A 14,955-nucleotide genomic window follows, 5' to 3' on the forward strand; every position below is an offset into this window, starting at 1 on the left:
TAAATGCAAAAATAATTATGAGGAGACGTCAATGAAAAATCTTTTCAAGATAACTGTTGCCGCTGGAGCTTTAGCTGCTGTTGCAACTGGTGCCATTGCGGCTGAGCGTAAGTTCGTAAACATTGGAACTGCTGGTATCGGTGGTGGGTATTACCCAACAGGCGGTTTCATTTGTAATGTTCTGAACAAAAGCCGCAAGACGCAAGAGCATAATATCCGTTGTACTGTCGAATCCACTGGTGGCTCGGTTGCAAACCTTCGTTCAATTCAGTCTGGAGAGATGGACGTTGCGATTGCACAGGCTGACTGGCAGTATCACTCTTCTAAAGGTTCATCGAAGTTTGAAAAAGATGGTGCCAATGACAAACTGCGTTTCTTGTTCTCATTGCATTTGGATACTGCCCATCTAGTTGCACGCAAAGATTCAGAGGCAAAAGATTTTGCTGATCTGAAAGGTAAAGTCGTGAATATCGGCAATGCAGGTTCAGGCACAGAAGCGACCATGAACTTTGCTTTGGGTCGTTATGAGACAAATGCAGATGAGTATTATGGTCAAGCAACACGTTTGACATCTCGTGAGCAGGCACAAGCACTATGTGATGGCAAAATTGATGCTTTCTTTTACACGACAGGCATCACAGCTTCTTCAATTACAGAGGCTACAAACACCTGTGATGCAGAAGTGCTGAACTGGAATGATGATGTCACCGCAAAGATGATTGAAGAGTTCCCATATTATGGTGTTTCTGTCATTCCTGAAGGAACGTATCGTGGTCAGGAAGGTGAACGCACAACATGGGGATTGCCTGCAACACTCGTTGCTTCTGCTGATGCGGATGAAGAAGTGATCTACAACATGGTCAAAGCAGTGTTTGACAACTTCGAAGACTTCAAAAAGCAATCCACCCTCTACATCGGCGTTACGCGCGAAGGTGCTGTAAAGAACGGTCGCTCCGTTCCATTTCATCCGGGTGCAGAGCGCTATTTCCGCGAAGTCGGTCTGATTAAGTAACGAAAACTCAGCTGAAAGCGATATGCGAAAAGAGAGGCGGGCAATGACTGTTGTCCGTCTTTTTATCTAGTCCAGAGAGGGGCGAATGGACCAACAACACCAGAACGAACTGCAAGACTTGATTGCCGAGAATGATACTGGCGCACGTGATCCATCCGGCCTCGCAAAGTACCTCATTTTTGCAGTGGGCTTGTTGTGGCCTCTCTATCAACTTTACATGGCGTCACCATTGCCCTTCTCGACAGGCATCGGACTCATTGATGATACACAGCAACGCGCTATTCATTTGGCATTTGCACTCTTTCTTGGGTTTGCGACTTTCCCGGCATTAGTCACGTCCCCACGCAAGTACATTCCATTTTACGACTGGCTATTTGCGATCGTTGCAGCCTCATGTTCTTTATACATCGTTGTGTTTTACAGAGATGTTGTCGAAGGGGCAGGAGGTATTCGCCCAACACAGGAACTGGTGATTTCACTTGTTGGTATTGGCATGCTTCTGGAACTTACCAGACGCGTTCTTGGTCTGTCGCTTGTAGTTGTCGCACTAGTCTTTTCTTCCTACGTGTTCTTGGGCCCACTCCTACCAGAATTGATTTCGCATCGAGGATTTAGTCTAAACCGGTACGTAGATCATATGTGGCTCACCACAGAGGGAGTTTTTGGTCTCCCACTCGGAGTCTCAAATTCATTTATCTTCCTTTTTGTGTTGTTTGGCGCTTTGCTGGATAAGGCAGGTGCAGGCAACTACTTCATCAAGCTGTCTTTTGCTCTGCTGGGACACTTAAGAGGTGGTCCGGCGAAAGCTGCAGTGGTTTCTTCTGCGCTGACCGGATTGATTTCAGGTTCTGCAATTGCCAACGTTGTAACGACTGGCACCTTTACTATCCCATTGATGAAACGGATTGGCTTTTCTGGCGAAAAAGCTGGCGCGATCGAAGTTTCATCTTCCATCAACGGCCAGATCATGCCTCCTGTCATGGGAGCCGCTGCGTTCCTGATGACAGAGTTTGTCGGCATCACCTACTACGATGTGGTCTTGCATGCCTTCGTACCTGCGGTGATTAGCTACATCGGCTTGTTCTACATTGTGCATCTGGAAGCAGTAAAAGCCAACATGCCTGTGCTTGCCAAGCTTCATCAAAGCACACTTGGTCAGGCTCTTTGGAGCTTCTTGTTTGGTTTTGGAGCAATCGCTGCGGTTGCAGGGGTAGTATATGGCTTGGCAACTTTGCTAAAACTGGTCGCAGGGGCTGCAACTATACCAGTGGCTGCCTTAGCTATGGTTGCCCTCTACATTGTCCTTTTAAAGGTTGCGGCACGCTACCCAGAACTTGAGATTGACGATCCCAATGCCCCTCTCGTAACAATTCCGGAGTTGAAGCCAACTCTTATGGCCGGTCTCTATTACATCATTCCGATTGGTGTTCTGATCTGGTGTTTGATGGTAGAGCGCCTTTCTCCGGGGCTCTCGGTATCTTGGGCTATTGTTGTTATGGTTGCCGTCATTTTGACACAGCGCCCATTAATGCAACGCTTCAGAGCTCAAACCTCGAGCTCAGTAAAAGAAGCCACTGTCATTGGTTTCAATGACCTGCTGGATGGAATGACTTCCGGTTCTCGCAACATGGTTGGTATTGCCATCGCGATGGCTGCTGCTGGCATTATTGTTGGTGTTGTTTCTCTCACCGGACTTGGCCTGCTTATGACACAGATCATTGATGCAGTCTCCGGCGGGAATGTTGTTCTGATGCTGGTGTTTACAGCTGTGATGTGTGTTGTGCTCGGTATGGGGTTGCCAACGACAGCTAACTATATCGTAGTTGCAAGTGTCATGGCCCAGCCATTGGTGACCTTGGCTGCACAGAATGGACTTACTATTCCTCTGTTTGCCGTACACCTGTTCGTGTTTTACTTCGGTCTGATGTCTGGTACGACACCTCCGGTTGCTGTAGACGCGTTTGCCGGAGCTGCTGTTGCTCGTTCTGATCCAATGCGCACTTGTGTTCAGTCGTTTTATTACAGCTTGCGTACGGCGATTCTGCCGTTCATCTTTGTGTTTAACCCGCAAATGCTTCTGATTGGCGTAGACAGTATTCCTTACGCACTGCTTATTATCACTATGTCCACGATTGCGATGTTGGTGTTCGCCGCTGCGACGCAGGGATACTTTTTTGCAAAGAACTACAAGTGGGAGTCCGCTGCACTCCTTCTGGTTGCTTTTACTCTTTTGCGCCCCGGCTTTTTGCTGGACACGGTCAAGCCGCCGTTCGAAAACTTGAAACCCACTCAGATACTGCAAGTTACAGAAAATGCTGCAGACGGAGCCAATTTGCGTCTCGTTGTAGAAGGGGAGAACTTCAGCGGAGATATTGTTCGAAAGGTCGTGGCCTTTCCGCTTGGAGAAAAGGGTCCTTCCGGAGAAGAGCGCCTAAGCCTGCAAACTGGCCTTATGATCCGTGAGAAGGGAGCACAAGTTTGGGTAGATGATGTCTCCTTCGATAGTCCAGCTCAGAAATGGGGCATAGACTTTGACTGGGAGGTACTGGAGTTACATAAACCAAACAATCGATTTGCAAAAGAATGGTTCTATATCCCGACACTGTTCGTTTTGGCTGGGCTTGTCTTGTTTCAGTTACGCCGCAGAAAAAGCGCAAGAAACCATGAGGCCTTAAGCTATGTATAAGGACATTCTTGTGCCTGTAGATCTTGACCATCCTGAAGCAAGTAAAAAAGCTGTTGGCACGGCCTGCCAAATGGCAAAAGACTATGGTGCTGTGCTACATTTTCTGAGTGTTGTACCACCAGTTAGCCCGCTCATCGCTTCATACTTTCCAAAAAACTACAGGTCCAGCCTTAGCGCAGCTGCTAACGAGCGCTTGCACGCCTTTACTGCACAGTACGTTCGTAGTGATGACATCAAGCGACAACACGTAATCGCTCACGGCTCAGTTTATGATGAAATTTTACAGATGCGCGATCAACTTAACGCCGATCTCATCATCCTAACGTCTCATCGCCCGGAGCTGAAAGATTACCTCTTGGGTCCAAACGCCGCCCGCATAGTCCGCCATGCCCCATGCTCAGTAATGGTCGTCTGGGAGGAGTAGTCTACCTGCATTACGACTTCGCACTGTTTAAAACTAGATCGTCTTAATGATCTGAGCTTTCAATCTTCCTTTTGCAATAGTTTGACCTCCTCCAAACCTCCTCATCAACAATGGCTCCCGGATGCCGTATCACCTTGGCCGCTATAGTATGCGCTAATACTGCCGCGCTTCCGATGGGCTGGCTTAGTAAGCGGGCGCCTAGGTAGCCGGCGGCGAAGGAGTCGCCGGCGCCGGTGGTGTCTGTTGGGGTGATTTTTTGAGGAGGTGGAGCTTCGGTCAAACCGTCTTGGTTCAGGATTATGCAGGTGTTGGCGCCTTCTTTGACGATGACTTCTTTTGCACCCCAGTCCCGCCAGTTTTGGGCAATGGCTTTGGGGGTGTCTTCTTGCCAGAGAGCTAAGTGGTCATCAGTCGTGACCAAGGCAATATCAGCTATGGAAGCTGCTGTCTGGAAGAGTGATCGGCAGCGCTCTTGATTGGGCCAAAGACGGGCCCGGAAGTTGGGATCAAAAGCGATTTTTGCGAATCCGGAAAGCTCTTGCAAGGCATTCATGAGAGTGTCTTGCTGTTTTGTGTCCAGAATTGCAAGGGAGATGCCTGAGAAGTAGATCATCTCAAATGGCGACAAGTACTCGCAGATCTGATGAACAGACCAGCCAGCAAACATCTGGCGAGCTGCCGAGTTTTCACGCCAGTAATGGAAACTGCGTTCGCCTTCATCATCTGTTTCCACCATGTAAAGGCCCGGCTGCCCCTCAGAGATCTCAATAATATGAGAAGTATCAATACCTTCTTTGACCATGACTGCACGCATTGCTTGACTGAAACTATCTGAACCAAGGCCAGTGAGATAAGATACTTCCAGATCAGGAGAAAACTGTCTGGAGAGATAGACTGCGGTGTTGAAGGTATCTCCTGCAAAACCTTGCTTGTACTGGCCTGAACCTGCCTCTGCCAATTCAATCATGCATTCACCAAGAGCGACAATTTTCATAGGAGATCTCCTGCCGCCTGGTGTTCTCCCGTTGAGTGAGAAGGCACAAAGGCGCTGTTCCTGGCTTCATAAAGCCAAGCTTGAATCAAGTTTGTTTTTGGTCGATTTGCGGACTATCAGCCTGTAGGAGCAGACTGATAGTCCTTTTTCTGCCACTGGTTACCCCTAGTTCGCCTCGTGAGGTCGATGTTCACCAGTGGCAGGGAGGTTCTTAATCCCGTTGTACGAGGACTTTGCCAACTGCTTTACCGCTGTTCATGAACTCGCAAGCTTCCTGAACCTGTGAGATTGGATAGCGACCGGCGATGATTGCATCAAAGTTCACCGAGCCGGATTCAATCAACTTCACAGCTTGATCATATTCGTTGGTGAAGAGGATGCTGCCGATGGAACGGACCTCTTTAAGAGTGTTGAGGTGTAAGTTTATCGGAACAGACGTTGGCTGGATCAAAGACAGGATTGAGATTGTGCCCTGCTTGCACACTGATGCCAGCGCCTGATTGTAAGCGTGCGGTGAGCCGCTTGCTTCAATCACCACGTCATATAGGTTTTCAGGCACTTTCACATCTACATCTGGGCCGCCTAGGTATCCTTTGGAAGCCCCAACAGCTTTAGCCGCTTCAAGGGCTTCAGTATTCAGATCAGTTGCGTGCACTTCCGCTCCCAATGCATGCGCCGCGATGGTGGCTAGAAGACCCATTGGCCCCATACCCGTGACGAGAACTTTATCGCCTGCTTTCACCTCTGCGCGGTTCACTGAATGCATCGCACAAGCCAATGGTTCGGCAAATGTCAAATGCTCAGGATTGGCATCCGGAGAAACCGCACGCAGACAGCAGGCAGGAAAATCGAAGTACTCACGAAAGAACCCGTCAATATGCGGTTTTGTGGTTGCTGAACCAGGAAAGCGCTTGGTGGCACACATGTTGATGTCGCCAGACTGACATTTCGGACAGGAACCACACTCGATCACCGGATTGATTGCGACCAGCTGATCGGTTTCAAAAGAGTGACCGTTGGCATCGACAACATAAGCACTGGCTTCATGGCCCAATGTAACAGGATAATCCAAGTAGAAGCCGGAGTTCGCGAAATGGCGGAAGTAGTGCATGTCTGTGCCACAGATGCTTGCCGTTGCCAAACGCAGGCGCACATGATCCTTTTCGATGGTTTCAGGCATTTCTGCCTCAACCACTTCAATGGTCTTTGCGGAGGTCAAAAGAGATTTTGTGTAAGAGATAGTCATGATCAGAACCCTACAGAAAAGCCGCCATCGACGGCGATGGACTGGCCGTTGACGTAAGCTGCATCTTCAGAGCAAAGGAAGGCGACCATCGCAGCGATCTCTTCAGGCTGGGCAAGGCGTGGCATTGGGATGCGACCTTTGATTTTTGCACCGCGGACTGGATCCCCATCCAGAACTGCACGGGTCATTTCCGTATCGATGAAGCCCGGACAGATAGCATTGACGCGGATGTTTTCCGGTCCCAAGTCCACAGCAAGGTTACGGGTCAAACCAATAACTGCCGTTTTTGTGGTGACGTAGGCTGGTGCCGTTGGCAGGGCCAGCAAACCGCCCATGGATGATACGTTCACGATGGAACCATCCTTGCGTGGACGCATGTAACGCAGCACTTCGCGGGTCATCACGAACAAGCCGTTCTGGTTGATGTTGACTACATTCAGCCATTCCTCATCAGTCACATCCCAGATTGGCTTTTTCAGGTGAACGCCAGCGTTGTTGACCAGACCAAAGATAGGGCCTTCCTTGGCTTCAATGTCGTCGACAAGCGCAGGTGTGCTGTCATAAGCCGTCACGTTGTGAACGCGATGGGAGGCATTTTCTCCAAGTTGCTCGCATGCAGACTTGAGGCTCTCTTCCTGAAGATCAGTGATCACCACCTTTGCATTGGAGTTGATTAGCCTTTGCGCCATCGCGAAGCCGAGGCCACGTGCACCACCGGTTACAACAACCAGTTTGCCTTTGTAATCGTAGTTTACGGACATTTTTGTTCTCGTTTGTGCTTGTATTGTCAGGACTTGAAAGATTTTCGGTAGGCTGTGTCGATGAGATGCAGGGTCTCTTCTGTGCCCATATCTCCGCGAACAAACGCGTTTACATAGTCGCCTGCGTCATCAATGAATGGGAGGAAGCCTGCATAACGCGGGCGTAGCCAGCTGCGGTCCATCGTCTCGCGGACATTGCGGAACCAATCATTTGACAGCTCATTAGCCGCGTCATCGTTCCATGCCGCAGCATGTCCGGGTTGACCGTTGTTCTGGACGTAAACGTCGGTTTGGCATTCTTTGCCAGCAAGCCAGTAAGCGAACTTGATGGCTTCTTCTTTGTGGGTGCATTTAGCAGAAACGCTGATACCGGTACCGCCGATGATGGAACCAACAGGCCCGTTATCACCCAAGGCAGGCAGGTTCTCCTGATGAACGATCTTCTCGCGGAAGCCTGCCTGAGAATAATTGACATAGCCAAACAGCACAGGCGCGTAAGAAAAGTCATCGCAGGAAGACAGGATGTCCAGTGCGCCAATCGGATTCATGTCGAAGCAGGAGGTGTAAACGTTCTTAGCGACAGCGCGCATTTGCTCAAGCACAAACCGTCCTGTTTCGCGAATGACCAGATACTCCTGCGTCGTGCCGCATGGGTCACCAACGTTTGCGCAAAGGCTCATGAAGCCGTCAATGGCATCAACTGGTTTCAGCGGATAGAGCACCTTACCCTGCTCTGCGAGGCGGATCACCTCATCCCACTTAGCCACCGGTTCCTCAAGCAAGTCGCGGCGACGGGCAGACACTTGGGCAGCAGCATCAATTGCCAGTGCCCATTGCGTTCCATTCCACTCATAGCTTTCGTGAGATGGGCCGATTGTGTTCTTGGCCAGATCAGTAAGTTCATCGGCGTACTCTGGCAGCGAAAGAGAGGCTAGAATATTTTGCTCACTTGCTTCGCCAACATGCGGATGGTCAATGACCATGAAGTCATAGGTGGAAGCGAGTGTGTCGAGGGGCTGATCACCGAACGCCTGTAAGGAGCGCTTCTCCCATTGGAAAGAAACACCAGGGTTTCGTCGGCTGTATTCTTCTGAGGCTGCGATCAGAGGATCTACACCGCGCGGGTGATCCCACGTCATACCTTTGAAATTAATCATTTTATCTCTGTGCAACTGTGTTCTGTTTTTTGGAAGGATCAGGCCGGATGCAGAACCGGACGAGAAAGGCCTTCGTTTTGGGAGGAGCAGAGAAAGAGCCATAGAGGGGAAGTCTCTTTAGGGTGGCTCTTTCTCTAAGTCGGGAGCTACATGATGCTCGGCAGGTAATTGGTGACCATTGGCACCTTCACCAGAAGGATGATCAGGATAAGCAGCATGATCCAGTAGGGTGCTGCCCCCTTGAAGATCTGACCCAAGCTGATTGCGGGGTCATTGAGCGCCGCTTTCACCGTGTAGACGCAGAGCCCTAGTGGAGGTGTCAGGATACCTGCTTCGATTGCCAGGATCGCGATGATTGCAAACTGGAGGGGTTCATAACCTGCCGCGATTGCAATCGGAGCAAAGATCGGAATGGACAGTAAAATGATCGAGTTGGAGTCGATGAACATGCCCATGATGAACCAGACAAAGACCATCACCACCAGCAGCATTCCCGGAGACAGACCCCAGCCGCCAATCACGCCATCTACCAGATCAATAACCCCGCCGAATGCCAGCAGACGACCATAGAAAGAACCAAAGATTAGCAGCAAAAGCAAAGGTGCTGAGACGCGACCTGTGTGCAGGATGGATTCAACGATCTGGTCTTTCTTCAAGCCTTTGATCAGTGCCAAGATGAAGCCCAGCAGAGCACCGAAGCCAGCAGCTTCAGTCGGCGTAAACCAGCCAAACCAGATACCGCCAAGTACGAGGAAGATGACACAGATGGTGCCCAGACCGCCAATGTATTCAACACGGCCCAGTGGTTCCTCATTGTACTGAACCTGATCATTGCCCTTGGTTTCACCGAGCCATTCCGGTCTGAAGATCGCCAGTCCGACAACATACAGCGCGAACAAGGTTGCCAGAGCAAGACCCGGAATAAGGGCAGCAGCAAAGAGTTTGCCAATCGACATCTCTGTGAGCATGCCATAGATGATCAACAGCGTGCTTGGCGGAATGAGCATGCCGAGACACGCACTGCCAGCAATACAGCCAAGAGAGATGGAGTCATTGTAGTTCTGCTGCTTCATTTCCGGATAAGCAATCCGGGTGAAGGTCGCTGCAGACGCAATGCTTACACCAACAGCAGCTGCAAAGACCGTGTTACCAGCAACTGTTGCCACAGCCAGCCGGCCAGGAAGGCGACGGAAGGCCTTGTTCATGACCCTGTACAAGTCTTTCGCTGCGCCACTGCGCGCTAGAAACTCACCCATCAGAACGAACAGCGGAATGACCGCAAAAACGTACTCTCGCAATGCTTCAATCAGCGTGGTGGAGAGCAGCGTCATGGCCAGATCAAAACTGCCGGAGAAAGCCCAAACACCCGCGATTGTTACCAAGCCCAATGCGACAAAGATATGGAAGCCAGCAAAGATCAGAAGCAGCAGACCGCCAAACATGCAGGAGACAAGCGTAAGTTCGGACATGATCAGAGCTCCTCTTGAGAAACTGAGGAATTACTGCCAGTCACAGCATCAAAGGCGCGAAGCAAGTAATTGAGGAAGGCAAGACAGCAGCAGAAAACCACGACTGTTCTTACCGGATAGACGGGAAAGCGAAACTGGCCGCCGCCAAAGTACTCGCCAATGCTCCATGAGTGCAGCATTGGTTCCCACGAGGCATAAATCATCATTCCGAGCAGTGCTGCACCTGCAAGCTCACCGAGCAGTCGAACGAATTTCTTCAAGCCTTCGGGAAGTAAATTTACGAACATGTCCGTGTGGAACATGCCATTTGTCTGGATGGAGTAAGAGATTTGAAGAAATGCGATAACAACAATAATATTGCTCACAATTTCTACTGTGCCAGTCAAAGGCTTATTGAATAAGCCACGCCCCAGAACATCCAACACAATCAAAGAAGTGACAAACAGTATTAGAAGCGCACTCAACATGTACACCCCTCTGTTTATGGCACTTATTGCGCTTCTTATTGTCATCTGCGCCCCACATACGCACTAAAGGTAGGAAATAACCAGAGGATCCAGAATCAGGCCCTGCAATGACTTGCCGCTTTAAACTCAGAGCAAGTGGCGCCACTGGCCGGGAGGGATCACCTCCCGGCCGAACGCAGTCCTATTTGATCTGGTATTCGTGTGGCCACTGATAGCCGAGTTCTTTCAGGTTCTTGATGTAAGTTCTGAAGATCTCGGTGCCAGGAGCACCACGAGAGGTTGCTTCTTCTGCCTGACGGTTTGGATACTCAGCCAGACCACGAGCCCATTTTGCTTGTTCTTCAACTGGCAGGTTGATGATGTTTGTGCCAGCCGCTTTCAGGTGCTCTAGCCCTTTCGCATCTGCTTCGTTCGCCAGCTCTGAAGAGTGGACTTCATACTCAGCTGAAACTTCGAGGAAGATGTCCTGAACTTCTTTTGGAAGCTTGTTCCAGCGGTCCAGATTCATATTGATGGAAAGTGCAGATGGGGATCCGAAGTTCGCCACGGTAAAGTTCGTGCCCACTTCCTGCAGCTTGAAGCCATAGTAAGGTCCAGGGAAAATAACCAGGCCGTCATAAATGCCCGACTTCAAAGCGTTGTAAGCTTCGCCCAGGTTGGTTGTAACAGGCGCAACACCAGTGCCTTCAAACCACAGCAGGTTTGGTCCGCCCGCACCAACCTTCTTGCCTTTCAGGTCTTCAAACTTCTCAAATGGGAAGGTTGTGCCAATACCGTAGTTGCCGTTTGCACCAATTGCGAGCAGCTTCTGGTTATATTTTTCTTCGAAAGACTTTGTGAGCCAAGGCACTTCATCAAACGTTGCGCGTACAGCTTTTGTCGCCATAACAGCGTCGCCAGTCTGGAACGGGAAGTAGAATGGGAAGTTCTGAACAAACAGCTCAGTGATATGAGGGTAATTGATAACGCCAATATCAATCAGACCCTTCTGGGTTGCACCCAGAGTTTCTGGCAGTTTGACCAGTGAGCCAGAATAAGCTTTGATCCATTTGATTTTGTGGTCAGTTCGCTCTTCAACACGTTTGGCCACTTCAGGAAGGAATTGATATTCCAAGGCTTCCATATGGGAGAGGCCTTTGACAGGGTGGCCGGAACCTACCCGAAATGAAAAGGTATCTGCAAGTGATGTTGATACTAATGCAAGACTAGCTGCTGCAAATACAGCACTCCCAAGGGCAGTGCCCAGTGTTAAGCATGATCTTTTAACGTCGTTTTTCACGATTTTCTCCCTGTGTAAAGTCACTTAACTTGATTATTATCTTTTTGAGACACTCGATCTTTCTACAAGCAATGGGGCTTGATCGAGAATTTCCAGTTTCTTGTTTGAACTTGTTTTGCCAGAGCAAATCATCCGCACTGCTTCTAATCCCATAGTGCGAAGAGGCATTTTCACAACTGTCAGAGCCGGCCGAACAAACTCAGCCAAGTTGACGTCATTAATACCGATAACAGAGACATCCTCTGGAACGCGTTTTCCAGCATCGTTCAGATAAGCCAGTGCTCCCACGGCTGACATAGCGTTCGATACCAAAATCGCTGTAATGTCTGGGCGTTGATCAAACAGCTCCTTTGCTGCGTGATATCCGCTCTCATAATTAGGATTTGCCGCAGCTATAGCGCTTTCACTGATAGGCAGGCTTGCTTCCACAAGTGCCTGCTTCCAGCCATCTAATCGAGCCTCACTGAACTGAAGGTTCCTTTTGGTGCTGATAACACCGATATTCTTATGTCCGTGATCAATCAGATACTTCGTCGCCATTTTGCCTGCGAGAAGGTCATCCATACGCAGAACCGGGGCAATGTTGATGTCGCCAGATTGCAGGAAAACGAGTGGTATTTTGCGACTGACAGCATGCTCGATCGCTTTGTCGAGCTCTGTGCCTGCACCTTGAAGTATAAGTCCGTCTACTCCGCCACCGGCAATAAGGCTTTCAATCTTGGATACGTTGGCGCCAAGACTATCAGCCTCTCCAACCAAAATAATCTTGTCGAACTCAGAGGCACCAGCTTGCGCGCCAGCAACGATCTCTGAGTAAACGGGATTAGTAATGTCATGCACAACGAGTGCAAGAAGTCCTGTTTCTGAGGATCGAAGCGACCGGGCTGCCACGTTTGGCTTATATCCGGTTTCCTCAATAATCGCCTGAACGCGTGCTCTGGTTGCAGTACTAACACGGAGTTTTTTATCTCCGTTGACGATCCTCGACACAACGCTTGGAGAGACACCTGCACGATTTGCAATGTCTGTTATTGTAACCACCCTAGGCTCCCCTGTGTTGGCTCATCGAAAAAACTCGATTCGAAATCAACTCGTAATTTTGGTAGCATTGGTAAAACGATTGCTCAACACTTTTACCAAATTTTTTTTGAGTGGTAAAACGTTGTACCCGTGAATACGGATTCTCTGAAAAAGATATTTTTTGCTCTTTACAAAATTCAAAATTCGGGAAACGTTTGGCGTAACGGATGAACCCTTCACACAAAAACAGGGCCATTCGCTTCTTTCAATTTATCCCACTTAGCGCCTCGAAATTACGTTTCGAGCGGGTTGCTTCCTGCGGCCTGCGATAGCTCATGGGTTTTTGAATATTGAGATAATCTAAAGAGGTAAAAATGAGTACTGCTAAGCAGGTTGGGGCTCTTGAAGGGATCAGAGTACTTGACTTTACGCAGATGATGCTTGGTCCACTGTGCACACAAAACCTGGCTGATCTTGGAGCTGATGTCATCAAAGTTGAGCGCCCGGGAAAAGGCGAATGGATTCGTTCTATGCCTATTCTCGGTGAGCTGGTTGGCGGTGATGGTGCTGCATTTCATGCATTCAACCGCAACAAGCGTTCCATCACTGTCAACCTGAAGGCTGAAGAAGGCCGTGCAGCGCTCCTTGAGATGGCAAAAAACTGCGACGTTGTCGTCGAAAATTACCGATCGGGCGTCATGGATCGTCTCGGGCTGGGATACGAGGACTTCAAAAAGGTCAATCCGAAAATCATTTACGCCTCCGGCAACGGTTGGGGCACCTATAGCTATCTCGCTAAAGACAACTGGCCGGGGCAGGATCTTCTGATTCAGGCCATGTCCGGCATTATGTTCAACACCGGTAAAAAGAGCGACGCCCCAACAGCTTGCGGTACCGCAGTTGCAGACTTTGCAGCCTCACAAGCATTGGCGATTGGCATTCTCGGCGCAATCATCGCCCGCAACACACACGGTGTAGGCCAGAAGCTGGAAACAAACCTCTATTCAGCAACCCTTGCCATGATGGGACAGGAGAATTTTGCCGTTCTCAATCAGGACATCGCTCTGGAGCGCTCCGAAGCAGGTATTGCATCTGCATGGAATGATGCGCCTTACGGCAGCTACCCAACAAAAGACGGTTGGGTCTGCATCGCAATGTGCCCGCTGGACAAACTAGGCGACATCCTTGGCAGTGAGGAACTCGGTAAGTTGGATTCCTGGGAAGAGCGCAACGAAGCAAAACGCCTCATTGAATCTCTGACAGTCGCCAAAACCACCGAAGAGTGGATGAAACAGTTCCGCGAACAGGATGTTTGGGCAGCACCAATCCGAAATGCGCATGAAGCCATGCAAGAACTGGTTGATCTGGATTCTGGCCGACTGGTCACTATGCAACACCCGGTAGCGGGCGAAGTCAAAGCGGTGGGCAATCCAATCACGCTATACGGAACTCCAGTCCAGACAAAATCCGCTGCACCAACTGTTGGCCAGCACACCGAAGAAGTCATCACTGAAATGCTGGGCGAGGACACCTATCGCAAACTCAGCGAAGCTGGAGCACTCTGAGATGGAAGAACGTCTCCATAAACATTTGGTACTTGAGCGCAAAGGTCCCATCGAGATCTTGCGCATTGACCGGGAAGAAGCTCTGGGTGCTCTCAACTTCGATATTCAGGAAGCCATCGGCAATTATGTGAATGAGCTTTATGCACGTAAAGACGAAGTTCGCGTGTTGATCATCACGGGAACTGGCCGCGGTTTTGTGGCTGGCGCAGATATCACCGGTTACCACAATGTAGGCCAGACAGTCTTCGACGACTTCCAGCGTCGTTCCCGCCAGACCTTTGATGCCATCGCGAACCTGCCACAAGTCACCATTTGTGCAGTCAATGGATATGCTCTGGGCGGCGGTTTCGAGATCGCTATGTGTTGCGATTTCATTCTGGTCAACGAGAAAACCAAACTTGGCCTACCGGAAATCAAACTTGGCCTGCTGCCAGGTGGCGGAGGTACACAGCGACTGCCACGCCTTGTTGGGCCGATGCGCGCAAAAGAAATCCTGCTTACAGGTCGCATGATCACTGCGAAGGAAGCTGTTGAGTATGGTGCCGCATTGGAAGCCTGCGCGCCTGATGAACTGATGCCTCGCGCTATGGAACTGGCAGAAACTCTTGCAACTCAAGCCCCCGTAGCTTTGCGGGAAGGTAAACGCGTCAACGATGATGGCTTGGATGCAGCGCTGAGCGCTGGCCTGACATTTGAGCAGCGTGTTCTGGGCGCTCTTTACGCGACCGAAGACGGAAAAGAAGGCATCGCTGCCTTCATTGAGAAACGAGACCCTGTGTTTCAGGGCAAATAGTAAAATTCATAGCGAAGGAAGAAAAATGTCCGATAGCGTCATTAGTTATAGAAAAGGTCCATTTGCGACAGTCAGCATGGGT

Annotated in this window: 13 protein-coding genes; 5 read left to right on the plus strand and 8 right to left on the minus strand. The window is 50.0% G+C overall.

Going from position 1 to position 14,955, the window contains the following annotated elements; genetic code table 11:
* The first annotated feature begins 31 nt into the window (after positions 1 to 31).
* The 3 genes from PJE062_RS10170 (at position 32) to PJE062_RS10180 (ending at position 4,122) form a co-directional block, all read left to right on the plus strand.
* Positions 32 to 1,012, plus strand: coding sequence for a TAXI family TRAP transporter solute-binding subunit (locus tag PJE062_RS10170; RefSeq protein ID WP_008548985.1), 981 nt, complete (start codon positions 32 to 34; stop codon positions 1,010 to 1,012).
* A gap of 85 nt (positions 1,013 to 1,097) precedes the next feature.
* Positions 1,098 to 3,698, plus strand: coding sequence for a TRAP transporter permease (locus PJE062_RS10175; protein WP_008548914.1), 2,601 nt, complete (start codon positions 1,098 to 1,100; stop codon positions 3,696 to 3,698).
* Positions 3,691 to 4,122: a universal stress protein gene (locus PJE062_RS10180; protein WP_037036587.1), complete on the plus strand. Its 432-nt coding sequence runs from the start codon at positions 3,691 to 3,693 to the stop codon at positions 4,120 to 4,122. The genes PJE062_RS10175 and PJE062_RS10180 overlap by 8 nt, the downstream gene beginning before the upstream one ends.
* A 43-nt stretch (positions 4,123 to 4,165) precedes the next feature.
* Here the strand turns inward: PJE062_RS10180 and PJE062_RS10185 are convergent, their stop codons facing one another.
* The 8 genes from PJE062_RS10185 to PJE062_RS10220 form a co-directional block, all read right to left on the minus strand.
* Positions 4,166 to 5,116, minus strand: a complete 951-nt coding sequence (locus PJE062_RS10185) for a sugar kinase (protein ID WP_008549276.1) — start codon at positions 5,114 to 5,116, stop codon at positions 4,166 to 4,168.
* A gap of 211 nt (positions 5,117 to 5,327) precedes the next feature.
* Positions 5,328 to 6,362 (minus strand): zinc-binding dehydrogenase, encoded by a 1,035-nt coding sequence (locus tag PJE062_RS10190; RefSeq protein ID WP_008549378.1) that lies wholly within the window; start codon positions 6,360 to 6,362, stop codon positions 5,328 to 5,330.
* Between the two features lie 2 nt (positions 6,363 to 6,364).
* Positions 6,365 to 7,123, minus strand: a complete 759-nt coding sequence (locus tag PJE062_RS10195; protein WP_008549034.1) for an SDR family NAD(P)-dependent oxidoreductase — start codon at positions 7,121 to 7,123, stop codon at positions 6,365 to 6,367.
* Positions 7,124 to 7,149: 26 nt separating this feature from the next.
* Positions 7,150 to 8,280: an extracellular solute-binding protein gene (locus tag PJE062_RS10200; RefSeq protein WP_037036708.1), complete on the minus strand. Its 1,131-nt coding sequence runs from the start codon at positions 8,278 to 8,280 to the stop codon at positions 7,150 to 7,152.
* 146 nt (positions 8,281 to 8,426) lie between these two features.
* Positions 8,427 to 9,749 carry a TRAP transporter large permease gene (locus PJE062_RS10205; RefSeq protein WP_008548910.1) on the minus strand — a complete coding sequence of 441 codons (1,323 nt, stop codon included), beginning with the start codon at positions 9,747 to 9,749 and terminating at the stop codon, positions 8,427 to 8,429.
* A gap of 2 nt (positions 9,750 to 9,751) precedes the next feature.
* A complete protein-coding gene (locus PJE062_RS10210) occupies positions 9,752 to 10,216 on the minus strand; it encodes a TRAP transporter small permease (RefSeq protein ID WP_008549104.1) in 465 nt (154 codons plus the stop codon).
* 181 nt (positions 10,217 to 10,397) lie between these two features.
* Positions 10,398 to 11,339: a C4-dicarboxylate TRAP transporter substrate-binding protein gene (locus PJE062_RS10215; RefSeq protein ID WP_008549169.1), complete on the minus strand. Its 942-nt coding sequence runs from the start codon at positions 11,337 to 11,339 to the stop codon at positions 10,398 to 10,400.
* Positions 11,340 to 11,531: 192 nt separating this feature from the next.
* Complete coding sequence (locus tag PJE062_RS10220; RefSeq protein ID WP_008549222.1) at positions 11,532 to 12,536, minus strand: LacI family DNA-binding transcriptional regulator; 1,005 nt, start codon at positions 12,534 to 12,536, stop codon at positions 11,532 to 11,534.
* Positions 12,537 to 12,889: 353 nt separating this feature from the next.
* Here PJE062_RS10220 and PJE062_RS10230 point away from each other — a divergent pair, with 353 nt between their 5' ends.
* Both PJE062_RS10230 and PJE062_RS10235 read left to right on the plus strand, forming a co-directional pair.
* The gene (locus tag PJE062_RS10230) at positions 12,890 to 14,080 is read left to right on the plus strand and encodes a CaiB/BaiF CoA-transferase family protein (RefSeq protein WP_008548948.1); all 1,191 of its coding nucleotides are present in this window, start codon (positions 12,890 to 12,892) and stop codon (positions 14,078 to 14,080) included.
* Between the two features lies 1 nt (position 14,081).
* Positions 14,082 to 14,873 carry an enoyl-CoA hydratase/isomerase family protein gene (locus PJE062_RS10235; RefSeq protein ID WP_008549301.1) on the plus strand — a complete coding sequence of 264 codons (792 nt, stop codon included), beginning with the start codon at positions 14,082 to 14,084 and terminating at the stop codon, positions 14,871 to 14,873.
* Positions 14,874 to 14,955 lie beyond the last annotated feature (82 nt).

The organism is Pseudovibrio sp. JE062, assembly GCF_000156235.1.
Taxonomy (GTDB): Bacteria; Pseudomonadota; Alphaproteobacteria; order Rhizobiales; family Stappiaceae; genus Pseudovibrio.